This window comes from Cupriavidus sp. GW821-FHT02F09 (genome assembly GCF_059421605.1).
On sequence record NZ_JBWKVH010000004.1, the window covers coordinates 155,021 to 179,856 of the forward strand.

Below are 24,836 nucleotides of genomic sequence, written 5' to 3' on the forward strand. Positions count from 1 at the left end.
GGTCGTGGCAGTCATGGCGATATTGTCGCAGATCGATCCGGCGCAACCGTGGCACCTGGCGCATTCGGCACATCCTGCGCATCCGCTGCAGGCATGTCCAGGCACGCCATCATCAGGCGGCGAGCCACCGCGCCGTCGATCAGGCCGCCCAGGCTGCCCTGCCGCTTCACAAGCTTGCCGTGCAGGCGTTTGGCATAGCGCTTGGCTAGCACCGGCTTCAGGGCTTCGATCACATAGCGCAGCCGCTTGCTGCCAATGCGAAAGCGATGCACGCGCGCCAGGTCTTCCGAGCGCGCTGCGCGCGCCAGCGACTTCACGCGCTTGCGCGCGCGGCGCACCCGCCGGCGCGCGAACGCCGCCAGCCGCTCCTGCGCGGCGGGGCCCGCCCGCTGCGTGCCGCCATTACCCAGATGCGTGAGGTCGCGGTGCAGCACGGGCAGCGGCCAGTGCTGGTGTTCGGCGAGCTGCGCCAGCATGGTGGCGCGTGCGTAGTGGCGGCGCGTGATCGCGGTGTCATGCACCGCCAGCAGCACCGGATCCTCAGGCTGCAAGTCCAGCGCCGGGCGCAAGGTCTCGCTGATGAACACGTCCCAGTCGCGCACATCGCCGGCGGCCTGCGCCAGCTTGCGCAGGCAATCATCCCAGCGTGCGCGGATGGCCTTGGGCAGGGCTGGGGCAAATGCCCAGCACACCGCGCGCAGATGCCGCACCGCAACGCGCAACGCATGCACATCATCGGGATGGTCGCGCCGGTGCAAGGCATCCAGCTGATCGGCAACCGCCACCAGGCCCGCATCGCCAAGCGCGATGAAGGCATCGATGGCGCGCATGCGGGGTTGCAACTGCATGGGAAGGTTGGCGGCGCGCATAACGTATCGGCGTGGGCATAGCTACCGGAACAGCCCGATCTTGCGGAGGCCAGCTTCAGGGCATGTTTCCGGGCACGTCTAATCAGTGTAGGCGATTGTGCCGGTTGCGCCGCACTCCATTGACAGCCTGCGCGCTTCGGGTTGCAATGCGTGCTGGCAACGCCAGCCGGCCAGCCATCACAAGGCCGTACCCGATCACCACCAGTGCGAGGAGCAGCGCCATGTCCACCGAACAAGAACGGCTTTTGCTGCGCGACACCATCGAGGCCGGCTTTCGCCAGGCTGCCTTTGTCGCGGACGTCGGCATCCGGCTGGTGGATTGCGGGCCGGGCTGGTGCGAGAGCGAACTGCTGGTCACGCCCCGCCACCTGCAGCACGGCGGCATCGTGCATGCCGGCGTGCAAGCCACCATCGCCGACCACACCGCCGGCGCGGCCGCCAGCACCATGCTCGACGCCGGGCGCCATGTGGTCACCGCCGAATTCAAGATCAACCTGCTGCGCGCCGCCCGCAGCGATCGCCTGACCTGCCGCGCCGACGTATTGAAATCCGGCCGCACCATCATCGTGGTGGAGGCCGATGTCTTCGCCAGCGTGCACGGCGAGGCGGTGCTGGTCAGCCGCTTCAACGCCACCATGAGCGTGCTCGACCTGGCCTGAGCCAATACTGAGCAAATACTGAGCCAACGCCGGGCTACAAAAAACACCCAAGGAGACACTGCAAGATGATCGACCACACAGGCGTTGTCGTCAGCGATTTCGCGAAGAGCCGGGCCTTTTACACCGCCGCGCTGGCCGCGCTCGGCTTCATCAAGAACATGGAGTTTCCCGCCAGTGTGACCGGCCACACCGACGTGGCTGGCTTCGGCCCGCCCGAGAAGCCCGAGTTCTGGATCAGCAACGGCATGCCCAACCAGCCACCGCTGCATATCGCCTTTCGTGCGGACTCGCGCTCACAGGTGGATGCCTACTACAAGGCCGCGCTGGCGGCCGGCGGCCGGGACAACGGCGCGCCGGGTTTGCGCCCGCACTATCACCCGAATTATTACGGCGCCTTTGTGCTGGACCCGGACGGCCACAATATCGAAGCGGTGTGCCACGCGCCTGAGTGATATGGGGGCGCCTGCGCCAGCCACGTCGTGCTGCACTTCATGGCCAGCTACGCCGCAACGGTGCCAAGGCTGCCGCTGGCGGGACTGGCGATGGTGCGGGAGACGGCGGGCAATCGGCTGGATTGGCGAGACGGTCCGATGGTCGCTTGCGCCGAGCCGCGCCTGTGCAAGCGTTAACGAGGAACCTCGTCGCTGTCACGCAGCCAGGCGGGGATGTCTCGCATGCCATGCAGGACGCGCCAGACATCAATGTGGTCGTCGTGCTCAACGTAGAACACGATGTGCGGGTAGCGCGCCAGAGGCCAGGTGCGTAGGCCCGGAAGATCAAGCTCGTGTGCGTAGCGGGGTGAGCCGGAGGCTGGATACTTGCCAATGCGCACGTAGGCCTGCTCCAGCGCGTCAATGAATCCAAGTGCTGCCTGCTCAGCGTCTTCGTTCAGATAGTAGCTGACCGTTTCCTCGACATCACGCCTGGCAAGCGCTCTCGGGATGACAGGCTTGGCCCTCGTCCCCGAGCGTTGCGCACCCGCGCTCGCAGGGCGTCGAAGTAGTCGCTATCCACCGGCGTAGTCGGCGCCGAACCGGCACCCGCCAAAAGCAGGCCGCGAAGGTGCTGGCGATCCTGATCCTTGCGGATCAGCTCGCGCACGTACTCGCTGCTGGTGCCGTAGCCGCGCTGGTTGACTTGCTCATCGACAAAGGCCTTGAGCGTGTCAGGCAGAGAGATATTCATTGTGCTCATGGTTTCATGCTAGCGAGTTTGGCAAAATTTGGCAAACTTTCTGCATGGCGTCTTGCTGCCACGGCAACGTCACCTGGCGAAGCACGCTCCGGAAAAGCAAAATCCCCCGCAAGCCGAAACTTGCGGGGGATTTCAGAGAGGCCGCCATTGACGCTTTGAGCGACCTCTTTGGTGCACGTGCCGGGCCGGCGCGGGTTTGCCACCCGCTGGCCCAACTTCAACTTCAGCCCTTGGCCACCACGGCGGTCTTCGCCTTGTTCTTGCCCAGCATCCGGTTGATCTGCCATTGCTGCGCGATCGACAAGACGTTGTTGGTGACCCAGTACATCACCAGGCCAGCCGGGAAGAAGAAGAACATGAACGAGAACACCAGCGGCATGATCATCATGACCTTGGCCTGCACGGGGTCCGGCGGGGTCGGGTTCAGCTTGGTCTGCACGAACATCGACACGGCCATCAGCACCGGCAGGATGTAGAACGGATCCGGCACCGACAGGTCATGGATCCAGCCCAGCCAAGGCGCACCGCGCATTTCCACCGAAGACAGCAGCACCCAGTACAGCGCAATGAACACCGGGATCTGGATCACGATGGGCAGGCAGCCGCCCAGCGGGTTGACCTTCTCGGTGCGGTACAGCGCCATCATCTCCTGGTTCATCTTCTGCGGATCGCCCTTGTGGCGCTCGCGCATCGCGGTCATGCGGGGCTGCAGGTCCTTCATCTTGCCCATGGACTTGTAGCTAGCCGCGGACAGCGGGAAGAACACCAGCTTGATCAGCACGGTCAGGCCGATGATCGACCAGCCCCAGTTGCCCAGGAAGCCGTGGATCTTTTCCAGCAGCCAGAACAGCGGCTTGGCCAGGATGGTCAGCCATCCGTAGTCCTTCACCAGTTCCAGGCCCGGGGTGATCTTCTCGAGCATGCGCTCTTCCTGCGGGCCGGCGAACAGGCGCGCATCGGTGCTCACCGTGGCGCCCGGGGCGATGGCGCCCAGCGGCTGCTGCACGCCCACGCGGAACAGGTTGTTGTCGATCTTCTCGACGTAGAAGCTGTGCTCCTTGCCCGATTGCGGAATCCACGCCGAGGCAAAGTAATGCTGCACCATCGCCACCCAGCCGCTGGTACCGGCCGCGGGGACCGAAGCCTTGCCCTTGCCGATGTCGTCGAAGGTGATCTTGTGGTACTTGTCGGCGTCGGTGTAGATGGCCGGGCCGGTGAAGGTGCTATAGAACTGCGACTGCTCGACCTTGCTGCCGTCGCGCGTCAGTTCCATGTACAGCGTCGGCGAGATCGGCTTGCCGCTGTCGTTGGTCACGGCAAATTTCGTGTCGACAACGTAGCTGCCCTTGTGGAAGGTATAGGTCTTGTCCAGCTTGACCCCGTCCTTCTCCGCCGTCAGCGTCAACGACACCTTGTCCGAGCCAGCCAGGTCGCGCGGGCCCGCCGAAGCGGTAAACACCGTGGTGTGGTTGGGCAGGTCGCCACCGATCAGGCCGGAACGGGCCATGTAGGTGCGGGTCTGGTCACGCTCGAACAGCACGACCGGCTTGCCGTCATGCTCCTTGTGGTTCAGCAGTTCCAGGCGCGTCAGGATACCGCCGGCGGTATCGATCTGGGCACGCATCACGTCGGTGCTGACCACGATCTTCTCGCCGCTCGGCTGGGCCGCGGCGACCGGGACGGACGCCGGAGCGCCTGCGGCGGTGCCGGCCGTTGCATTGGCCTTGGGCACATCGCCTTGCGGGGCCGAAGCGCCGCCTGCGGTTGCCGGAGCCTGCTGCGTCGCGCTCGGGAAGAACATCGACTGGTGACCGTTGGCGCGCTGCCAGTTGTCGTAGAGCAGCACGAGGGCCATCGAGAAGATGACCCAGAGTATGGTGCGTTTGATATCCATGTCTCGCTGTGGTCGGGGGAAATCAGGGGCGGGGTAGCCGGATCGTGACTGGATGGCCAGTCGCGGGGCGAGCCCGGTCTTGCTTTGTTGCCGATGCCGGTGGCACCGGATCATACCCGCCATCCGTGAACGGATGGCAACGGCATAGCCGGCAAGCGGCCAGCCAGCTGCCGCGCCCTGCGCCATGGCACAGGATCGCTTCGCGGGCGTAATCGGAACAGGTAGGCAGGAAGCGGCACTGCGAGCCAAAAAACGGGCTCAGGGCGATCTTGTAGATACGCAGCAGGGCAAGCAGGATTCGCTTCATGGCAGCGGGCCGGTGTCAGGCAGGAGCGCCCGAGGGCGGGACTTCCGTGGGCGCAGCCTCGGCGGACGTTGGCGGCGACACCCCGGAAGGGGCAGCAGGGCGCGGGGCAAGCGGCTTCACCGCTACCTCGAACAAGCCGGTCAGCTCGGCCAGGCACACCCGGCGTATGGCGGTGCGGCTGGCGAAATCCGCGCGCGGAAACTTGGCTTGCAGGCGCAGCAACACATCGCGGCCCGCGAGTTTGTCCTGCCGCTGGCGGAACAGTTCCCGCACCATGCGCTTGACCAGGTTGCGCTCGGCGGCACGCGCTGCGAACTTCTTGCCAACCACGACACCCAGGCGGGCTTGCGGCAGGCCGTTCTCGCCCACGTACAGCACGAAATGCTGGCTGCGTCGGCGCGGACGCAATGCAAAAACGGATGAAAACTCATCCGTTTTTGTGAGCCTCGCGGCTTTAGGGTAGGCAAAGGTAGTCACGCTAGGCAAAGCGAGCGGAAAAGCTGTGCTTGGCTGCTGGCTACCGGCCGTCCAAAAGGCGAGGCGAGTGGCCAAGGCGGCGCAAGCTGCTGCACCGCCGTGGCCGGTCGCCAGGCCCTTAGACTGCCAGGCGCTTGCGGCCCTTGGCGCGACGCGCGTTGATGACGGCACGGCCGCCGCGGGTCTTCATGCGCACGCGGAAACCATGGGTACGCTTGCGGCGGGTAACGGAAGGTTGGTATGTACGTTTCATGTTGCACTCTCTGGTTGATCTGGGCTCGCCCGGCTTCCGGCGTTAAGCCGGGCGCCGCCGCGTATGGTTCGCATGGGGCTGCCGCGGTTTGCGGTGTTGCCGACTGCTATGGTGATCTTGCTGCCGGCCGTGTATCTCGCGAATCGATGGCACCGACGAATCGGACATCGACGCCGCGCGAAGCAGTTGTGGGAGGGAATCTTGCCGGAGCGGAAGCGTAAAACCAACCCATCCGTTCCAACCCCATCAGCCTGCCCGGCCCGCTGCCTGTTCCGGCCAATCCAGCTGTTTCCGGCGCGTCTCAGCTTAGTCAAACACCAAGGATTCGCACCAGTCTTGCACGGAACAGGTCAGACCCGGCGATGCGCATACGTGATCCCCTGCGGCATCGCAGAACCCGCCATTTAACTGAGTTTCGCGCGACGTGTCAAGACTACAGATGGATTAGAGCCTTGTGAGGCACCCCTGCCTCAAAAACACGCAACAGGCCGTTGTATTTCATTGTCCACAATCGCCAGTGGGTAAGTTTTTTTTCTTCGGGGGTGCCACCCGGGGTTGGCCAAGGTGAGCGAAGTCACTGTTTCGACTAGGTTTTCCCGTGTTTTGGCTACCCGGAAACCCGCGCCAGAACTAGGGTTGTGCACAACAATCCACTGCTTTTTCACAACTTATCCACAGACTTATCCTTTGTGGATAACTTGGGGCGGGGGGTACAATCCGGGTCCAAACACCACACGGGCTGCGTGGCGCAAGCGCAACCCGGGCAACACCCCTGGCATGCCGGACAACGGACGCGCAACGGGCAAGCGACGATTTCGTCGCCTCGCTCGTCAGCGGCTCCCGCTTGTCGCGTCGATCACCATGGGGCCCGGGCTGCGGGGTCATTTGCGGATCGCTTAGCGATCGCGTTCTGGTTGCATGAACTCACGGCAGGGATGCCTCACCGATCCTTGCCTGTCGTCCATTCGGCCGGGCCGTCCATGCACCGTGGCGAACACCGAACAACAAAACAATGCAAGATTTCTGGCAGGCAGCAGCCGCGCAACTCGAGCGCGAACTGACGCCGCAACAGTTCAAGACCTGGATCAAGCCGTTGGCGCCTGTCGCCTTCGACGAGGACGCGCACGCGCTGCGGATCGCCGCGCCCAACCGCTTCAAGCTCGATTGGGTAAAAAGCCAGTTTTCCGGCCGCATCACCGCGCTCGCCTGCGAATACTGGGAAGCCAACGTCAGCGTTCACTTTGTCCTGGACCCCGCCGCCTCGGGCCGGGCTGCCGCTGGCTACCCGCAGCAGGCTGGCCAGCCGGGCCAGCCCGGCATGGCGCCCCAGCACGCCGGCCCCGGCTATCCGTCCGGCCAGCCGCTGTCGCAAAACTTCGGCCAGCCCGGCATGCAGCCGGGCCAGGGCGGCCAGGGCTACGGCCCCATGAACCAAGGCGGCCAGCGCGGCGGGCAAGCGCCCTACCCTGGCAACCCGGGTATTGGCGGCAACGGCAGCAACGGCGGCAACTACCCCGGCAGCGCCAACCAAAGCAATATGGGCGGCATGGGTGGCGAGATCGTCGATATCGACGTGCCGCAGCTGGACCCGGCCGAAGCCAGCGCCCGCTCCTACCGCGTGCAGCCGTCGCAGCAGCCCATGCAGGGCGGCCACCCCGGTAACCAGGGCGGCCATCAAGGGCATCAGGGCAATCAAGGTCATCCGGGCCAACAAGGCCACCAAGGCCACCCCGGCAACCAGCATGGCGGCCAGCAGCAGAACGACTCGGTGCACGAGCGCTCGCGCCTGAACCACATCCTCACCTTCGACAACTTCGTCACCGGTAAGGCCAACCAGCTCGCGCGCGCCGCCGCCATCCAGGTGGCCAACAACCCGGGTAAATCCTACAACCCGCTCTATCTGTATGGCGGCGTAGGCCTGGGCAAGACCCACTTGATCCACGCTATCGGCAACTTCATGTTGCTGGAGAACCCGCGCGCCCGCATCCGCTACATCCACGCCGAGCAATATGTCTCCGACGTGGTCAAGGCCTACCAGCGCAAAGCCTTCGACGAGTTCAAGCGCTACTACCACTCGCTCGACCTGCTGCTGATCGACGATATTCAATTCTTCTCCGGCAAGAACCGCACGCAGGAAGAGTTCTTCTACGCCTTCGAAGCCCTGATCGCCAACCGGGCGCAGGTGATCATCACCAGCGATACCTACCCCAAGGAAATCAGCGGCATCGACGATCGCCTGATCTCGCGCTTCGATTCCGGCCTCACGGTTGCCATCGAGCCGCCCGAGCTGGAGATGCGCGTCGCCATCCTGATGAAGAAAGCCGCCGCCGAGAACGTGAGCGTGCCCGAGGAAGTCGCCTTCTTCGTCGCCAAGCATTTGCGATCGAACGTGCGCGAGCTGGAAGGCGCGCTGCGCAAGATCCTCGCCTTCTCCAACTTCCACGGCAAGGACATCACCATCGATGTCACCCGTGAAGCGCTGAAGGACCTGCTGACGGTGCAGAACCGCCAGATCTCTGTCGAGAACATCCAGAAAACCTGCGCGGATTTCTACAACATCAAGGTCGCGGACATGTACAGCAAGAAGCGGCCCGCCAATATCGCGCGGCCCCGCCAGATTGCCATGTACCTGGCCAAGGAACTCACGCAGAAAAGCCTGCCGGAAATCGGCGAGTTGTTCGGCGGGCGCGATCACACCACCGTGCTGCACGCGGTACGCAAGATCGCCGATGAGCGCAGCAAGGACGCGCAGCTCAACCACGAGCTGCACGTGCTGGAACAGACGCTCAAGGGCTGACCCCGAGCGTCAAATCGTAGTGAAACAGTAGTGAAGCAGCAATGAAGCAGCATTTGCCAGCCCCGTCACGCGGGGCTGGCATACTGTAGGGTACGCGCCGGGCAGGATCCGGCGCATGAATCAATCGGAAAGCAACACCGGGGCATTGCGGAACATTGCCATGAAAACGGCCTGGGCTAAGGCTTTGCGGTGAGTCGGGACGAGCGGGCGGAGGGGGCGGCCAGCGACAACAGTCGCCAGCCACCGAAGAAGTCTGAATTTGTGTCGCTTTGCGCACAATTTCATCCTCCGATCGCGCTTCTCCCGCTTCACCGCAGCGGCTTATCCTTGGTACAATGGCGAATTAACTTGTTGATTCCAAAGCGTTTTGGAAGCAGTTCTGGAAACTGCGCAGCAAGTTAGTGCCAGTCAGTGCGCACCCGCGGTCGCTTACTACAAACGACGAAGGATAAATTCAATGCAATTGGTCAAAACCTCGCGAGACAATCTGCTGCGTCCGCTGCAAATCGTGAGCGGCATCGTGGAGCGCCGCCACACACTCCCGATCCTGGCCAACCTGCTGATTCGCAAGTCCGGGTCCAACGTATCCTTCCTCTCGACCGACATCGAGATCCAGATCACCACGCACGCCGAATGCGGTGTGGGCAGCGACACCGTGGCCACCACCGTGGCCGCCCGCAAGCTGCTCGACATCCTGCGCGCCATGCCCGACGGCGAAGTCGCCCTGTCGCTCAACGACAAGCGCATGACCGTGCAGTCCGGCAAGAGCCGCTTCGCGCTGCAGACCCTGGCCGCCGAAGAATTCCCCACGGTCGCCGAAGCCAGCGAGTTCGGCGCGTCCGTCAGCCTGCCGCAAAAGACCTTCAAGCACCTGCTCGCCATGGTTCACTTCGCCATGGCCCAGCAAGACATCCGCTACTACCTCAACGGCATGCTGCTGGTGGTGGACGGCAAGAAGGTCATGGCAGTCGCCACCGACGGCCACCGCCTGGCCTACTGCGGCGTGGAGCTGGACACCGAAGCCACCAGTGGCGAAGGCGCCCCGTCGCGCCAGGAAGTGATCATCCCGCGCAAGACCATTCTTGAGCTGCAGCGCCTGCTGGAAGACAACGACGATCCCGTGCAAGTGCAACTGGCCGCCAACCAGGTCAAGTTCACCTTCGCCAATATCGAGCTGATCTCCAAGCTGGTCGAAGGCAAGTTCCCGGACTTCCAGCGCGTGATCCCCAAGGGCTACAAGAACGCCTTCGCCATCGACCGCGTCAAGCTGCAGCAAGCCCTGCAACGCACCGCCATCCTGACCACCGACAAGTTCAAGGGCGTGCGCTGCATCCTGGATACGCACGTACTCAAGATCAGCTCCACCAACGCGGATCAGGAAGAAGCGCAGGAAGAGCTCGAACTCGACTACTCGGGCGACGCGCTCGACATCGGGTTCAACGTCACCTATTTGCTGGACGTGCTCGCCAACCTCAAGAGCGAGCAAGTCCAGGTCAGCCTCGGCGACTCCAATTCGAGCGCGCTGATCACCGTGCCGGAAGACGACAACTTCAAGTACGTCGTCATGCCGATGCGCATTTGATGAGCCGGTAACAAGGACCACAAGATACGCAAAACCGGAGCATCTAACGGCACACCACGGCTTGCGCAGCAGCCCCAGGGGCCCCGCGCAAGACCCGCCGCACCAGGGGCCGGATCGTCGAGATCCGCCCCTTTTGCCGTTTTTATGTAACCCGCTATGCGGCCCGATCCGGGCGCGCCCATCCGGGCGTGACGAGAGATCGCCGCATTCGCCGTGAGTAAGAGAACATGACCGAAGAGCAACAACCGCAATCGCAACCGCAACAGCAAGACAGCTACGGCGCAGGCTCGATCCAGATCCTGGAAGGCCTGGAGGCGGTGCGCAAGCGTCCGGGCATGTACATCGGCGACACGTCCGACGGCACCGGCCTGCACCACCTCGTATTTGAAGTGCTGGACAACTCCATCGACGAAGCCCTGGCCGGCTGGTGCACGGAAATCACCGTCACCATCCACAGCGACAACTCGATCTCCATCACCGACAACGGCCGCGGCATTCCCCCGCTCGTCAAGTTCGACGACAAGCACGAACCCAAGCGCAGCGCGGCAGAAATCGCCATGACCGAGCTGCACGCCGGCGGCAAGTTCAACCAGAACAGCTACAAGGTCTCCGGCGGCCTGCACGGCGTAGGCGTGTCCTGCGTCAACGCCCTCTCCAAGTGGCTGCGCCTGACCGTGCGCCGCGACGGCCAGGCCCACCTGCTCGAGTTCGCCCAAGGCGCCGTGCAGAACCGCCTGGTGGAAACCGTGACCGGCCCCGACGGCCAGCCGGTGGAAGTCTCGCCGATGAAGGTGATCGGCCCCACCGACAAGCGCGGCACCGAAGTCCACTTCCTCGCCGACGAAGAAATCTTCACCAACGTCGAGTTCCACTACGAGATACTCGCCAAGCGCATCCGCGAGCTCTCGTTCCTGAACAACGGCGTGCACATCCGCCTGGCCGACCAACGCACCGGCAAGGAAGAAGACTTCGCCTTCTCCGGCGGCGTCAAAGGCTTCGTTGAGTACATCAACCGCGGCAAGAGCACCCTGCACCCCAACATCTTCTACGCCAACACCGAAAAAGACGGTATCGCCGTAGAAGTGTCCATGCAGTGGAACGACGGCTACAACGAACAAGTCCTCTGCTTCACCAACAACATCCCGCAGCGTGACGGCGGCACCCACCTGACCGGGTTGCGCGCCGCCATGACGCGCGTGATGAACAAGTACATCGAAGAAAACGAGATCGCCAAAAAGGCCAAGGTAGAAACCACCGGCGACGACATGCGCGAAGGCCTCGCCTGCGTGCTCTCCGTCAAGGTGCCCGAGCCCAAGTTCAGCTCGCAGACCAAGGACAAGCTCGTCTCCTCCGAAGTGCGCCTGCCCGTGGAAGAACTCGTCGCCAAGGCCCTCGGCGATTTCCTGCTCGAGACCCCGGTAGACGCCAAGATCATCTGCGGCAAGATCGTCGACGCCGCCCGCGCCCGCGAAGCCGCCCGCAAGGCCCGCGAAATGACCCGCCGCAAAGGCGTGCTCGACGGCATGGGCCTGCCCGGCAAGCTCGCCGACTGCCAAGAGAAGGATCCGGCCCAGTCCGAACTCTTCCTGGTGGAGGGTGACTCCGCAGGCGGCTCCGCCAAGCAAGGCCGCGACCGTAAGTTCCAGGCCATCCTGCCGCTCAAGGGCAAGATCCTGAACGTGGAACGCGCCCGCTTCGACAAGATGCTCTCCAGCCAGGAAGTGCTCACGCTGATTACGGCGCTGGGCACCGGCATCGGCAAGGACGACTACAACCTCGACAAGCTGCGCTACCACCGCATCATCATCATGACCGACGCGGACGTGGACGGCTCCCACATCCGCACGCTGCTGCTCACGTTCTTCTACCGCCAGATGCCCGACATCATCGAGCGCGGCCACGTGTATATCGCCCAACCGCCGCTGTACAAGATCAAGCACGGCAAGGAAGAGCGCTATATCAAGGACGACAACGAGCTCAACGCCTACCTGCTGCGCCTGGCCATGGAAAAGGCCGCCCTGGTCAACCCCGACGGCAGCGAAGTCGCCGGCGACGCCCTGACCGAGCTGGCCCGCCAGTACCAGCTGGCCGAAGCCGTGATCGGCCGCCTGGCCCGCATCGTGGACAGCGACGCCCTGCGCGCCATTGCCGACGGCATCGAGCTGGACCTGGACAGCGCCGCCGCCGCCGAAGCCTCAGCCACCGCGCTCAAGGCCAAGCTGTCGGAAATGCACGCCAAGACCCTGCTGGGCGCCGCCGTGAATGACGACGGCACGGCCGATGTCTATGCGCAGTTTGACGAGAAGACGGACAAGCACCGCCTGATGATCGCCCGCCGGCATCATGGCAATGTGCGCCTGTCTCACCTGGACGCAGATTTTGTCCACGGCGCGGACTACGCCGCGCTGTCGCTGGCCGCCAAGACCTTCCAGGGCCTGATCGCGGAAGGCACCAAGGTGCGCCGTGGCGAGGGCGAGAAGATGCGCGACCAGACGGTGAATGACTTCCATGCTGCCATGCAGTGGTTGTTGTCTGAGGCCGAGCGTGGGGTGTCTCGTCAGCGCTATAAGGGGCTGGGGGAGATGAATCCTGAGCAGCTGTTTGAGACTACTCTGGACGTAACCCAGCGCCGACTGCTGAAGGTGCAGATTGAGGATGCTATTGCGGCGGATCAGATCTTTACTACGCTGATGGGGGATGAGGTTGAGCCGCGTAGGAATTTTATTGAGAGTAATGCGTTGGTGGCTCGGAATATTGATGTTTGACGCCTGCTAGCGTAGCGAAGGAACATGCAGGATCACCTTCGCTGGGCGCGCATCGCATAACTAAAAGGCCGGCCTACAAGGGTCGGTTTTTTTTGAGCACTTCGCCGAATTACGGGCAGGAAGGCAGGGGCAGTCAATCTGACGGCTGTAGGAGACCCCAATAGTTTTGGGAAATATCTGACGTGTAAGTCAGTTCGAACAGATTGATTTTCGCCAATAAACGTTCGCCGTGTTCATTGAAATGAATCAATTCGCGTAGACTGAAGGTAAGATCATTCAATCGGTTTGATTAATCTAGCCTAAAATTATCAATCGTCCGGTCGGTCGATTAATTGATTTGACTCAGATACTGACATCAATGAATCAAATGTTTACGTTTCACCCTCAATGGCCATTAAAACTGCTCGATGTTGACTATCACGGATTGATAGAATCTGTTGATAAATTCGCTTCGACGTGCGGCTTGACGGAGATGAATGTGTCTGCAGGCGCAGTGCGATGTATCTCTGACGAGTCGAAAGGTGCGTCATAATTAGCCGATGGATCCGGGTATTTTGACGCCCGGGTAGTGGAGCGGTGTCGAAATTCTTTGGATCAGCTTATCGGGTGCATAAAGCACGAGGCGAACATCAAAGCCGCAATCTTTTTTCCCACGAGCCCTTTTCCTTTTTTTAATCCGCCATCCCCGCTCTTTGGAGGAGATGTCAGTGCGAAATTTCCAAGTATCGCGTTCGAGGCGAAGAAGAAGAAAGTGCCTAGCACTAGGTCCCGGTCTGGCGCTGCACCTGCAGGCTGGACGCGATTACGTACGTAGCTACGCCATTCGCCCAAATCGCCACCCTGTCTAGGCCGAGCAGAAAGTGTGCGGACGCAGCTCAAGTTGCTCAGCTCGCCGACCCGGACTTGGCCGCATCCCAACGCGCGCATGAAGTAGGGTCGCCTGGACGCCCTCTGAGGGCGGCAGGTACAATCGCGCATGAAAAAACGAGAAGTTCATGCTATGGCGGTTTACGAGATACGAGCGACGAGCGTGCGAGAGTGCCGGAAGCACCTCGTGCTCACCAACAGACAAGGAACGGTGTCCTCGCTGGCAGTGCACCGATTTGCCATGCTCGGGCCCGGAGACGACATACATATTGCGGGTGCTCCGGCCAGCCCCAAGCTCACTGTCCGTCCGAAGTCGACCACCGACGAAATCATTGTACTTCCACGGTTCGAGAGCCATCGCGAGATGCGATTCGGGGCGGATCGTTTGAGCCTACTCTTCACTGAGATTAGCAACGAAGCCGAACTACGCGAGTACCAAAGGCTTGGGCAGTTTCACTACAAGGGGGTGGACCTGCAGGCGGGCGAATCCAAGGACGCTAGCCTTAAAGGTACTGGGGGCAGGAAAGCAATTATTCTGGCGTTGTTCAGCAAGAATGGAGTCTCAAGAGCCGTTGGCTACATCGAAATCCAAATGCCCTTGCTGATGTGCAAACCGAGGCACGACCTCTTTTCACGTCCGTTCGAAAATATAGCCAAGGGCGTAAGCTGGAAAACTTGGCTCGGAGATGGGCAACAGCATGTCAATCGGATTGCGCGGATCGCCAGGGTGGTAGTAGACCCTGAATTTAGGGGGATTGGCCTGTCTACAATTCTTGTAGAGGAGGCGAAGAAATTCTGCGCAGAAAGGTGGCACATCGGGGGAGCCCGCCCCCTCTTTCTCGAAATCTCGGCAGAAATGTTGCGCTATATGGACTTTGTTTCCCGCGCGGGCCTTCACTTCATTGGCCATACTGAAGGGAATCTCCAGCGAATCGCGAAGGATCTGCGTAGCATTGAGAATGGCGCAAGCGGGAAGTCGGGGATAATGAGTTTGCAGCGGAAGTATCACGCTGCCTTTACAGCATACTGCGAAAAAACGGGTCGCAGCTTCAGCGAGGCTCGACTTGTCCTCTCTGAGTTGTTGAGCGCCGAAGATCCGCGCTCAGAGATGGCATCAGACGAATGGCTCGCATTTCGGCAAATTCTGCGCTTTCCAATTCCCTATTTCTTGGGCGGCTTGGATCAGGAGTCAGATGCCTATATACTCGATGGGCTAAGTGCACAGACGGAAAATAAATCGAAAAGTGCGCTTAAGAGGAAAATCGGAAAACTGAATGCGGCAATCCCGGATTCCCTGGACTATAAGGGGATTGAGGTCTCGGTCAATTACAAGATACCACTTACTCCCTACGTTCGGCTGATAATGGATAGCTTTGGAATCGAGGCAAATAAGATCTCGATGAGATTAGTTGGACCAGCTGATATCTCACTGTCCCGGGGAACGGTGTCCTTGATCACGGGCGCCAGCGGTGCAGGAAAGTCGGTTCTCCTGCAAGCTCTTTCCAACGCGAAAATGGCACCGGGGCTGACCAGAGCGGCCACGGAAGGACCTAGTTTACGACAATCTCGCACATTGGTTCCTCTTCCCGAGGGCGTGCCCATATTCCAATACTTCGCGGACCTCTATGGCCCTGAGCGGGCATTCGACGCGCTGTGCCATGTCGGCTTGAGTGAAGCCATGGTCTTCATTAAGCCGTTTGAACTGCTTAGCATGGGCCAACGATATAGGGCTATGTTTGCGGACCTCCTTCTCGCAGATGCTAAATTGTGGCTAGTGGATGAGTTCTGCAGTAATCTGGACCCAGTAACATCAAAAATCCTGTCTATCAGGCTCAAGAGGTTGGCGCAACACAAAGACTGCTTCGTTGTCGTTGCAGCTGCAAATACCACCCATTTCATTGACGCACTGGCTCCAGATCGGGTATATGTTGTTCGAATTGGCGGGGAAGTCAAAGAGATGGGTATGAGGGAGTACAAGAATGGCTTTTTCAACGAAGGTTTCTGATGCGTTTGGTCGCGTCATCGAGGCCTCATCCTATGGCATTGCCGATCCTGTCGTTAAATGCAGATATGTGCAAAAGGGAAGCAATTTAATTGTAGGAAGAACGAGCGCGGACCTCGCCCCTCAGAACCTAATTTATCTTGGAAAGGTGCTGGAGTCGTGTCCCAGCAGCAATATGTTGGCGAGCGATGTCTGGCTCGATGTGGCCTTTCCCCACGTTATCTATATTTCTGGGACCCGCGGTAGCGGAAAGAGTTTTGATCTTGGCGTGCTTATAGAGGGCGTCTCACGCCTCGCGGAGGCCGCACCAATACAGCAGCAAGTTCAACCCATAACAACCATATTGCTTGACACCCAGAATCAATTTTGGACGCTAAAATATAATCCCAATAAGGAGATTCCGGAACACAGGAAGCAGCTGGAAGATCTGGCAGAATGGAAGATCTCGCCGAACAGAGTCTCCGACATCGAACTGTTTAGTCCCCGTGGATCACCGAAATTGTTGGGGGACGAGACTGAGTTCTCTATTCGCCCATGCGATGTCGAATTAGCTGAGTGGTGTGCCTTGCTTGGACAAGAAGTTTATAGCCCGCAAGGTCATGTTCTTCGTGCGGCGTTGAAAAGGCTGGAGGGTCGAAACTTTGCTATTGCAGATTTGCTCGCGGACATTAACCGGGACGCACATTGGTCTGGCGTCGCGGAAAATACGAGGAATGCCGTCAGCTATAAACTAGAGGACTATGCCGATTCAGGCCTTTTTGACCCAAAAGGGCTGCAAATTGTCGATCTCCTTAAGGAGGGACGATGCAACGTCTTCATGGTAAGGGAGCTCAATGACGGGGACAAATCGCTCGTGGCGGCAATAATCGCTAAGTCGCTATTTCGGGCGATGGGTGACTTCCACAGTCGGAAAAAGCTGGCAAAATTCAGAGGCGAAGATGTTTCAGGACCGACGCTACCGGGACGCGTTTGGTTTCTAATAGATGAGGCACACGTTGTCGCGGGGAGGGGTGGCAACAGTCCCGCGAGGGACGCGTTGGTCGAATTCGTGAAGCGAGGGCGCGATGCGGGATTGTCGCTAGTGTTGGCGACTCAACAGCCATCTGCCGTTGACGATCGGATCTTGAGCCAGGTAAACCTCTCGCTGAACCACCGGTTGACTTTCCAGAGCGACGTCTCGTCGGCGATTTCAAGAATTCCAACGAAGATCGTTTCAACTATGCGAACAGGAGGCGCCACAATCTCCGATTTTGGAGACATGCTGCGCTACTTAGAGGCCGGTGACTGCTTCTTGGGAGACCAATGCACGAGCCGGTGTATTCTTGTCAAAATTCGCCCGAGGGTCACCGCTCATGGTGGGTATAGCCCAACCTGAAAACTTCAGCACCTTCTTAAGGAAGGTCGGCTACTCCGTCGGTCTAGAGAATACACTAGGCCGGCTCTCAGATTTTTGCGAGGAGTATGCCTCAATTCCCCAGCTCAAGATCGGCCATTGGTCTTCACTCGTACATGATCGGTGGGGCCTGAAGACAGGTAACGTGGCCGATGTATTCGCTTCGTTAGGGATAGCGCAGATCAGCAATCAAGGCGTGTTTGCCGGGCCTCTCGGGGAAGCGGGCGCAATCTGTGTGCGACTACTGGAGACCACGACAGAACGGGAAGTGGCGCTTCGGCATCTGCTCGCGTTGAGCATCCTCCTTGCGGATGGCGACATCTTCCTCAACTGCCTTGCCGCGCAGTTCAAGCCGACGGACATCGCTCATCGGCTGGCAGGCATGGTCCTCGGCAAGCGTCAGGAGCTGTTCGAGCTGTTCAAGAGCCAAGCGGAGCGCGAAGCTATCGCTGGGGCGATCACGATCGAGCGACAGCGTTCCAACAAGGGAGGGGCAAGTAAAGGATCCCGCCTCACGGCTGCTGCATCGGCTGGCCTTGCAGGGGGGCTAGCCCACTTGGGCCTACCGAAGCCCAAGGATATCTACCGTATGGATCCCCCATCTAGCGACTATCTTAGGCATATTGTGCCTTCACGGCGCGAATGGGCTCGAAGCCTAGGTCTTTGCGACAAGGACGGCGAAATTAGCTCTCAAGGGTGGCGATGGCTGCAGTGCATAGGAGCGGCCGGTTTCGTGTTCAGCAGTGGCGAATACAGTCTGCGTCCAACGAAGTTCGAGCTTGAGCGCAATCGTTTTTTGTCAATACAGCAGCTGATGGCCCGTGCTCCAAGTACTTGGGATTATGTCTCTCTGGTATCATGCGGCCTTACATCGGAAGATCCAAGGGTGAAAGAGCCGATCAACGACGATGCGCTTGCATCGCTCACAAGCCGATTTTTTGAAACGTTTCGAGAGTTCGCGCAGGACCGCCGCATGGTCCGAAATGAGCTTCCTCTTCTGGTGGCGCTATCTGCGTATATGGCGATCTCACGAGCACGTGGAGAGGCGCTTGTTGACTACGATGCATGGCTGAGAAGCGACGCACCCCAGCAGTTCGGCATAAAGAGCCGCTCGTCTCGCACGATCGAGCTCGGACTCATTGTCCAGAATAATGGGCACGATTAATTTTCACCGTCAGTTCGTAATAGACCTTGTCGGGGCCGGTGACGCTCAGCTCTCCAATCGCGTCCTTAAGAAGGTGTTTACTGACGGGGGTGACTTCCGGTCGGATCGCGATGACCACCCATATCGGGGCATCGCTGACGCCTGGATTCGAGTGGTCAGCCGCGGAAACTCAGCATACCGAGTTATCTACTTACGCGAGCGAGACGGCGTAACGCTCTACCGAGCCGGCCCGCATTCGGTGGAGGACAATTTGGCGCCTCCGAGTCGAATAGAGACGTTTCCGATTGTCTCCCAGGAAATTATTGAGGCAGCTCTCCGACCTGTCGGCGGCATTGCGATGTCTCAAGAACTCGCCAAGACGAGGCAGAGCGTCGAGCAAAGCGAAGCGTCGCGGTTTATGAAGAACCACGAGAGTCGCCGACTGTATGAGCAGGTTGTTGGTAGAAGACTCCTTCCGCATAAAGAAGTCATTCTCGTTTCTCCGTACATCTCCCTTGACCTGCTCAAGCCGACTCAAATGTTGGGTCAGATGCTTGATGAGTGGATCCAAGATGACTGTAGCGTCACTTTGATCACTAGACCGCCAAGTGCAGCTGAGCTATCAGATTTTGATAAGCTGGAAAGCAGGGGATTTTCTGTGCTTTACGTGCCGCGTCTGCATGCAAAGGCGTATGTTTTTCGGGTCGACAGAAAGAAGCTAAATGAGTTCCAGCAACAGGCGCCCGACTTGGTGCTTCTCGGGTCAGCCAACCTCACGAACTCTGGATTCAATCCCAATGGCACCAGAACGAAGGAGCCCCAGTTGGAGCTTAGCTACCAAATCGAAGAGAAGGATCAGGACGAACTTGAGAGCTTTCTAACCTATCTTGCCGACGTCAGCGTCGGGCACGACGTGGTACGGAGCAATCTTTCAAGCATTGGGGTAGGACGATGACCGCAGAAGCATTCTATGCCGCGTGCAAACTCACCGGCAATCCATTCCGCTCAAACGCAATCTCGGACGACGATCCACGAGTAAAGATCTGGGTCGGCTACGACAGGCAAAAATCGCAATTCGAGAAGATCTTGGACCGAGTTCGAGCGGATCGCGTAGGTCTTACTAACTTCATCCTGCTCTATGGGCATTATGGTACCGGAAAGTCGCATGCATTGCTTTGGGCGCGCAATAGGGTAAAGGAACTTGGTGCCGGCGTCGCCTACTTCGTTCCGACGTTGAAGAAGGACAAAGGGAAGCTGTCCTTCGCCGCGGCATTCGCCGAAGACCTCGTTTCTCGCGGATCATTGCTGCCTGACCTTATGTCGTTCAAGACGTTTTGCGAAACGCGAATTCTTGAAGTGAAGAACGGACGCCAAATCACATCCGAATCAGCCATCGATGAACTCATCAAGTCTCGAGAGCTGGCTGACTTTGTTAAGGGCCTAATGAACTGCCAGAATGAAAGCGGAGTGAAGGCGTACCTTAACACCGACAGACTTTCTGACTACCAAGCAGTGATGTTATTCGCGAAGATCGTTAATATCTTCGTTCAAGAATTTCAGACGCACCATGGCAATTCGCGTTTCCGTCAGGCCGTCTATCTCTTCATTGATGAACTCGATGACCTACAGCGACAACCGCCAAAAGAGACGTTGGAGACGAATGACATCCTTCGTCATCTTTACGATGCTTGCCCAAACTCCTTCGGCCTAGTCTGCGCGGCTACTGCGGAGGTGACCACTTTAACAAACATGTTTACTGACTATGTGCTATCGCGTGTGACCCGCCAGATTCACTTCGATCTCCTCGATCGAAATGCCGCGATTGACTTTGTGAAGAGAATCTTGGCAGCGAGCCGTCCTGCAGGGGCCAGCATCTCCGATGACTATTTCCCGTTCAACGAGGAGGCAGTAAACGTGATCATGTCTCAGCTGCGTGAGATCACGCCACGGAAGGTGGTGAATACCATGCAGCAGGTGATAGAGGAATGCCGCCTCTCCGGAGCAAACCTCGCAAATGGGGCGGTAATTACCAGCGATGTTTTAGACGAGCTTGATGTGCTCGATGCGGTCTTCGGAGACGGCGCGGCTACATAAACAGTGGTGAATCGCCGACGCGCCCTATGGATTGCCGCAGCACGAGCTGTCTGTGCTACTCCCGCTTTAGCACAGACGGCAGTCGATCGGACAGATGAGCCTGCTAAGATGCCTGAGGCGAGTCTTCTCCAACAGTTCCAGGGCATGGGGCTTGATCACCGGCGCCAGCGCGGTGCGGTAGCAGCGGGATCGCTAGGGATCCTCGCCGCAGCAGTAAAGTCTACTAATCGCACTCCTTAGCCGCGATCGCTTCCATCAAATCCAAATTTTTTCGATGCCCCCCAAGCCCATGATGAATATGCCGATGGCAAGTCGGGCATACCGCCGCCACGTGACGCGGATGGTCAAGACCACCGTCCGAAACGCGTGTCGTGTGATGCGGTTCCAAGTATGGAGCCCCGTCCTTTCGCTGAAACGCCGCCGGCTGGAGGCACGACTCGCACCTTCCGTCCGCGCGCAGCAACACGTAGTCTTTCACCTGCTTGCTACGCCGATAGAGCCGCCTCAGTGCGGCCTTCCCGGTTTCCCCTTGCGACCCGCGAAACGCCTCCATAGCTCGTCGCCGTGCCTCTTCCAAACTGGATGGCGCTGCCGCAGGATATTCATCGTCGAATGATGGGTTCTTCTCGTCGTCCAGCAATGCCACGGGGATAAGTTGGAACACGATCACGTCGCGCTGGTCCCCATTCTTATCGGGCCCCCGACGAATGGAGTGTCCGGCACAGGCATGCTCACCAAGGTATTCCTGCCCGTTGCCTTTACCGAGCGACTTGAACAAATGCAGCGCTCGGCCATCCTCCGCGTGATTGCGGATAGCCAGATTCCCACGAGTGAACGTCATATCGCCAACTTGGCCCTCGCCGGTGTAGGAGAACACGCCAAGCTCATCTCGGCCATCAACGTAGCCATACTGCTCTCCGCTATCGCCAGTGAAGATGAATATTGCCTGGGCTGTGCTCGACGGAGCTATGCCGCTCTGCCGGCTGCCGCCGAAGGGTAGATGTATGTCAGCTCGTCTATGGTAAATACTCCCGAGTGAGAAACTTGGCGGCTCCGTATACTGCGCGGTCTGACGCTCGTTCGGGAGCCGCACAATCTTGAACCCCCGCTCCTCAAGATAAGAATTTGTAGGGTGGCCGCCGTAAAAGCTCCTGACCGAGAGGCCGGTGGCCATGGAAACTATCTGCTTCGGGGGATATAGCGCCCCACCTTCAGAGATCGCATACAGCTGCGACTTCTTACTATCCCATCCCCTCCAATCCTTGGTCGCTCGGAGTTCCCGATCGAACGCCTTCATCGCCAAGGTGATAGCCGACATTTCAACCGTTGGAATGCTCAACTTCTTCCCCATTTTCGCCCGATCTTTTGGCACGCGTACGCGTGCTCCTTTTCTTGTTCATTAGTATGTCGCTAGGAATCGTCCTATGCAACATTCGGGCGGGGGATAAGTGATTGCTCTGCATGGACCCCTTCTTGGGTGGGGTGCGATGGCAGCAGATGATCCGGAAAAGAGACGGTGCGCAAAGGGAAAGGCTCGGGGCTCTCGGATGAGAACCCCCCCTCCCAAATCACGTTCGGTGTCGGCGACCTAACAATTGAGAAGGGCATGCACGATATGGGAGAGGCCCTGAAACATGGCGGGGGTGCTGATTGCCACAATGATCGGCTTCACGCATCACGGTGTCCCCGTCGCGGCGAAGGGCGACTACGCGACTTGGCCAGCCTGTAAGGTGGGCGGCCCGATGATGAACGACGCCTATCCGCGATGAGCGTGCAACGGCACCTCTCTGTTTCGATCTAAATCTTGCTTGTGGTTGCGTATCAGGGCGCTTTCGCGAAGGTAGGTATCAAGATTATCTTGTCGAGGACGATATCTAATGTTGGTGGTCAATCAATAAAACAGTCTATGGCCCACAGCCGACGGTATTTGGGCAGGGATCGGTGAAAGGGGGAATGATGACATTGGCAACGTAATAGATTTGGTGGGGGTTCCCTGATGATCGGAAACTACCATATGGGACATTGCGGCATACGCCACTTGTTCCAAATGACGGCATATCCAGACTGGAAATTTTTAAAAAACTATCATCCGAATTAATAATGAAAATATCCCAAGGTACGGAAGAAAAAACGCCTCCCAGCAATGATCGTGCTCCTGCGAAAAGTGACAACAGAAAGGTATGGATCGGCCGCGCCCTAACGCTCGTTGGAATTTGTGGCATGGTTTTCTTTGTAAGAAGGATCCCGAGTGATGTCCGCTCGATCTATGCGACTGCGGAGTGGGCATTTGGGGCGACCATATCGACTATTGTGGCGCTTTCTGGGATGCCAGGTATCCTCTACGGTCGCCTGAAATCCCATCACTTAAAGATGATCGATCTCGTTTGGGTGCTAGCTTCCGCGGTTGCTGTCGTCTTCGCAGTCGTACAGGTTGCACAGTTGTCCGTTGACCGCGATCGGGCAACGTTAGCTAAAAACGTGGAAACATCGCGACGTTTGGCCACGGAGTACGCGAATGCTGCATTTCAGGAACAGTGCGCTGGATCGTCAACGCTGACCGTGCAGCAATGCGATGCACTGCGCAGGGTCACCATATCGTTAAGGTTGAGCGGAAATCCGTCGCTAGTGCTTGTCGGATCCTTGTGTCCGTTTCCGATCGATTTGAGCAATCCACCACATGGTTTCGGACGGTCACTTGTCGAGACGTGCATTAACGCCGGCTACGTTGCGAATGCAGCGGAAGATCCGTTTTTTAACGATCAAAAGAGCGAACAGGCATGGCATCTGGCAACGCACCTCTGGCCGCTATTGATGATCTTCCTTGTTGCTCTAAGAGTTATGAAAAGCGTTGCCGAGGTGTTTTGGGGTATTAAATGACTGAGATGAAAGAAAATGTGACATAGAAATGGTTGTCCCATCCAATGCGCAGTGTCCCCGCAGCAGCCGTACGTATGGCTGCCGCGGAGACACTGCTCCGCTTATTACTCTTCCGATTTCCTGACCTTCTCCCAATCCCGCGCAATCCGCTCCCGAATCGGCGACGTATGCCCATGCTCCTCATCCGTCTTCCCAGTGACGAGCCAGTATGCATACTGAGGCCAAACCGCCCCAATAGCCTCCACCATCTCCTGTGTCACGCGCTGCTGATTGCGGCAAGTGTTCTTCCAGCTATCGGACTTCACCCCGGTCAGCTCCTCCATGCGCTTGAAGCGCCGGTGCCCGCCTGCAACGAAATCTATCAATTCTTCTACCCGATCGCGCATTTCAATTGGGCTATTTAAGCTTTGCTAGGTAAATTTAGCCTCGTTCAGCGACTCGAACGGAGGAGTGGATTGGCAACTTGCGAGCAGTAGTGGCCCTTTGCCGCGCGCGCTGGTGTTGGCTTATTACTCGCGACACCCCGGCGTGGGCCAACCTATTCGTGCCGCACGACAACGAACGCACCTTGCCACCTCTCTTGTGAGGGTGGCGTATGCGCTCGCGCCGAGAATTATCAGCCGCATTATGGACCATGCGGAGGGGCTTCTGCGCCCTACGGATCTGCGCAGCGTCGCGAGGCTGCATCGCAGAGGAACTCGACTGACATCTCAAACGAGGAGAAGCCTTTGACCGCCCGCAAACGCCACCCACGCACCGCCGCACAGGCAAGAGAGGCAGCCACCGAAGCCAAGCTGATAGCTGAGCCCCTCGCCCGAGCAGGCGAAGCCACCCCAACCCACGAAACCATCCACCAATCCTGCCACGACCTCCTGCGCGTCAGCGCGGGCCTGGAATCCCTCCTGCTCCTGCTGGAGCTACAGGCCGACGAGCAAGCCGCCAACAACGGCCTGCATGCCCTGCTGGCGCCGCTAAAGCAGCAGCTGGACCAGGCAGTGAACCGCGTGCAAGCGCTGTACTGAGCCACTCCCGCGCGGCCCGCAAGGCCGCAGGCGGTGGGGAGTCACACGCCGATCGAGGCAAGCCCCCGCCGCCGCCGTGTGCCGGGACGATGGTCGCCAACGCCGCCCATCGCCATACCGATGTCCGCGATTGCACCCTGACCGCACCCCGATCACAAAACAGGAGGTACCCATGACCGCCCGCCAACGTCGCCCGCGCACCGCTGCCGAAGCACGGGAAGCCGCCGTGGAGGCCAGGCTGATCGCTGAGCCCTTGCTGCCGGACCACGAAGCGGATCCGGGCCACGAGGCTACCCACCAAGGCTGCCACGAACTGCTGCGCATCAGCGCGCATCTGGAATCCGTCATCACGCTGCTGAACCTGCACGCGGGCGATAGCCGCCTGCGTGCCTTGCTGATGCCACTGAAGCAGCAGCTGGACCAGGCAGTGAACCGGTGCCGGCGCTGTACCCGGGCCTGCGGGGTTCGTTCGCGATCCGCGCCTGTGTCGCGACCCGCCTCTACCCCGACGTAGGCAGGGTCTTCGGCCATACGGTGTAGCCACGTAAATCATGCCGTTGGCCCACTTGGCCAACATCGCTACCACTGAATCAAGAACGGGATCCCTGCAGCAGTCCCTCACAAGAGGGGACCTGCAGGA

At 59.3% G+C, this 24,836-nt stretch carries 22 protein-coding genes; 13 read left to right on the top strand and 9 right to left on the bottom strand.

The genetic code is table 11. The annotated features are described in order from the left end of the window. Nucleotides 1–11 precede the first annotated feature (11 nt). The gene (locus tag AC07XB_RS06690; protein WP_492827491.1) at nucleotides 12–848 is read right to left on the bottom strand and encodes a CHAD domain-containing protein; all 837 of its coding nucleotides are present in this window, start codon (nucleotides 846–848) and stop codon (nucleotides 12–14) included. Between the two features lie 242 nt (nucleotides 849–1,090). Between AC07XB_RS06690 and AC07XB_RS06695 the strand changes: the two genes are divergently transcribed. Further along, the gene (locus tag AC07XB_RS06695; RefSeq protein WP_441639335.1) at nucleotides 1,091–1,528 is read left to right on the top strand and encodes a PaaI family thioesterase; all 438 of its coding nucleotides are present in this window, start codon (nucleotides 1,091–1,093) and stop codon (nucleotides 1,526–1,528) included. A gap of 65 nt (nucleotides 1,529–1,593) precedes the next feature. After that, on the top strand, nucleotides 1,594–1,980 hold the full coding sequence (locus AC07XB_RS06700) for a VOC family protein (RefSeq protein ID WP_492827489.1): 387 nt from the start codon (nucleotides 1,594–1,596) through the stop codon (nucleotides 1,978–1,980). A 173-nt stretch (nucleotides 1,981–2,153) separates the two neighbouring features. On the opposite strand, the gene AC07XB_RS06705 is transcribed toward AC07XB_RS06700, so the two are convergent. The 6 genes from AC07XB_RS06705 to rpmH form a co-directional block, all read right to left on the bottom strand. After that, nucleotides 2,154–2,471, bottom strand: a complete 318-nt coding sequence (locus AC07XB_RS06705) for a type II toxin-antitoxin system RelE/ParE family toxin (RefSeq protein ID WP_494752788.1) — start codon at nucleotides 2,469–2,471, stop codon at nucleotides 2,154–2,156. Continuing rightward, complete coding sequence (locus AC07XB_RS06710) at nucleotides 2,417–2,722, bottom strand: type II toxin-antitoxin system ParD family antitoxin (protein ID WP_492827487.1); 306 nt, start codon at nucleotides 2,720–2,722, stop codon at nucleotides 2,417–2,419. Before AC07XB_RS06710 ends, AC07XB_RS06705 begins: the two co-directional genes overlap by 55 nt. 223 nt (nucleotides 2,723–2,945) lie before the next feature. Beyond that, a complete protein-coding gene (gene yidC / locus AC07XB_RS06715) occupies nucleotides 2,946–4,616 on the bottom strand; it encodes a membrane protein insertase YidC (RefSeq protein ID WP_492827485.1) in 1,671 nt (556 codons plus the stop codon). Nucleotides 4,617–4,638: 22 nt separating this feature from the next. Beyond that, nucleotides 4,639–4,923: a membrane protein insertion efficiency factor YidD gene (gene yidD / locus AC07XB_RS06720; RefSeq protein WP_082054956.1), complete on the bottom strand. Its 285-nt coding sequence runs from the start codon at nucleotides 4,921–4,923 to the stop codon at nucleotides 4,639–4,641. Between the two features lie 15 nt (nucleotides 4,924–4,938). Further along, a complete protein-coding gene (gene rnpA, locus AC07XB_RS06725; RefSeq protein WP_492827483.1) occupies nucleotides 4,939–5,400 on the bottom strand; it encodes a ribonuclease P protein component in 462 nt (153 codons plus the stop codon). A 118-nt stretch (nucleotides 5,401–5,518) separates the two neighbouring features. Next, nucleotides 5,519–5,653: a 50S ribosomal protein L34 gene (gene rpmH, locus AC07XB_RS06730; protein ID WP_006578231.1), complete on the bottom strand. Its 135-nt coding sequence runs from the start codon at nucleotides 5,651–5,653 to the stop codon at nucleotides 5,519–5,521. 1,012 nt (nucleotides 5,654–6,665) lie between these two features. Here rpmH and dnaA point away from each other — a divergent pair. The 8 genes from dnaA (at nucleotide 6,666) to AC07XB_RS06770 (ending at nucleotide 20,297) form a co-directional block, all read left to right on the top strand. Next, nucleotides 6,666–8,450 carry a chromosomal replication initiator protein DnaA gene (gene dnaA, locus AC07XB_RS06735; protein WP_492827481.1) on the top strand — a complete coding sequence of 595 codons (1,785 nt, stop codon included), beginning with the start codon at nucleotides 6,666–6,668 and terminating at the stop codon, nucleotides 8,448–8,450. A 457-nt stretch (nucleotides 8,451–8,907) separates the two neighbouring features. Continuing rightward, nucleotides 8,908–10,032 (top strand): DNA polymerase III subunit beta, encoded by a 1,125-nt coding sequence (dnaN, locus tag AC07XB_RS06740; protein WP_174424425.1) that lies wholly within the window; start codon nucleotides 8,908–8,910, stop codon nucleotides 10,030–10,032. Between the two features lie 227 nt (nucleotides 10,033–10,259). Continuing rightward, nucleotides 10,260–12,797, top strand: a complete 2,538-nt coding sequence (gyrB, locus tag AC07XB_RS06745) for a DNA topoisomerase (ATP-hydrolyzing) subunit B (protein WP_150985333.1) — start codon at nucleotides 10,260–10,262, stop codon at nucleotides 12,795–12,797. A 976-nt stretch (nucleotides 12,798–13,773) separates the two neighbouring features. Continuing rightward, nucleotides 13,774–15,669, top strand: a complete 1,896-nt coding sequence (locus AC07XB_RS06750; RefSeq protein WP_492827479.1) for a GNAT family N-acetyltransferase — start codon at nucleotides 13,774–13,776, stop codon at nucleotides 15,667–15,669. Next, on the top strand, nucleotides 15,644–17,041 hold the full coding sequence (locus tag AC07XB_RS06755) for an ATP-binding protein (RefSeq protein WP_492827477.1): 1,398 nt from the start codon (nucleotides 15,644–15,646) through the stop codon (nucleotides 17,039–17,041). The genes AC07XB_RS06750 and AC07XB_RS06755 overlap by 26 nt, the downstream gene beginning before the upstream one ends. A gap of 163 nt (nucleotides 17,042–17,204) precedes the next feature. After that, nucleotides 17,205–18,224, top strand: coding sequence for a hypothetical protein (locus AC07XB_RS06760; protein ID WP_492827475.1), 1,020 nt, complete (start codon nucleotides 17,205–17,207; stop codon nucleotides 18,222–18,224). A gap of 337 nt (nucleotides 18,225–18,561) precedes the next feature. Then, nucleotides 18,562–19,158 carry a phospholipase D family protein gene (locus AC07XB_RS06765; protein ID WP_492827473.1) on the top strand — a complete coding sequence of 199 codons (597 nt, stop codon included), beginning with the start codon at nucleotides 18,562–18,564 and terminating at the stop codon, nucleotides 19,156–19,158. Continuing rightward, a complete protein-coding gene (locus tag AC07XB_RS06770; protein ID WP_492827471.1) occupies nucleotides 19,155–20,297 on the top strand; it encodes a P-loop NTPase family protein in 1,143 nt (380 codons plus the stop codon). The genes AC07XB_RS06765 and AC07XB_RS06770 overlap by 4 nt, the downstream gene beginning before the upstream one ends. Nucleotides 20,298–20,520: 223 nt before the next feature. Here AC07XB_RS06770 and AC07XB_RS06775 read toward each other — a convergent pair whose 3' ends face one another. Then, a complete protein-coding gene (locus AC07XB_RS06775) occupies nucleotides 20,521–21,648 on the bottom strand; it encodes an HNH endonuclease (RefSeq protein WP_494752789.1) in 1,128 nt (375 codons plus the stop codon). 749 nt (nucleotides 21,649–22,397) lie between these two features. On the opposite strand from AC07XB_RS06775, the gene AC07XB_RS06780 reads away from it, so the two are divergent. Further along, nucleotides 22,398–23,174 (top strand): hypothetical protein, encoded by a 777-nt coding sequence (locus tag AC07XB_RS06780; protein WP_492827467.1) that lies wholly within the window; start codon nucleotides 22,398–22,400, stop codon nucleotides 23,172–23,174. A 104-nt stretch (nucleotides 23,175–23,278) separates the two neighbouring features. Here the strand turns inward: AC07XB_RS06780 and AC07XB_RS06785 are convergent, their stop codons facing one another. Further along, complete coding sequence (locus AC07XB_RS06785; RefSeq protein ID WP_492827465.1) at nucleotides 23,279–23,560, bottom strand: hypothetical protein; 282 nt, start codon at nucleotides 23,558–23,560, stop codon at nucleotides 23,279–23,281. Between the two features lie 342 nt (nucleotides 23,561–23,902). Here AC07XB_RS06785 and AC07XB_RS06790 point away from each other — a divergent pair, with 342 nt between their 5' ends. Next, nucleotides 23,903–24,196 (top strand): DUF1484 family protein, encoded by a 294-nt coding sequence (locus AC07XB_RS06790; RefSeq protein ID WP_492827463.1) that lies wholly within the window; start codon nucleotides 23,903–23,905, stop codon nucleotides 24,194–24,196. 172 nt (nucleotides 24,197–24,368) lie between these two features. After that, entirely contained in the window at nucleotides 24,369–24,710 is a 342-nt protein-coding gene (locus AC07XB_RS06795; protein ID WP_492827461.1) for a DUF1484 family protein, read from the top strand. Nucleotides 24,711–24,836: the final 126 nt, after the last annotated feature.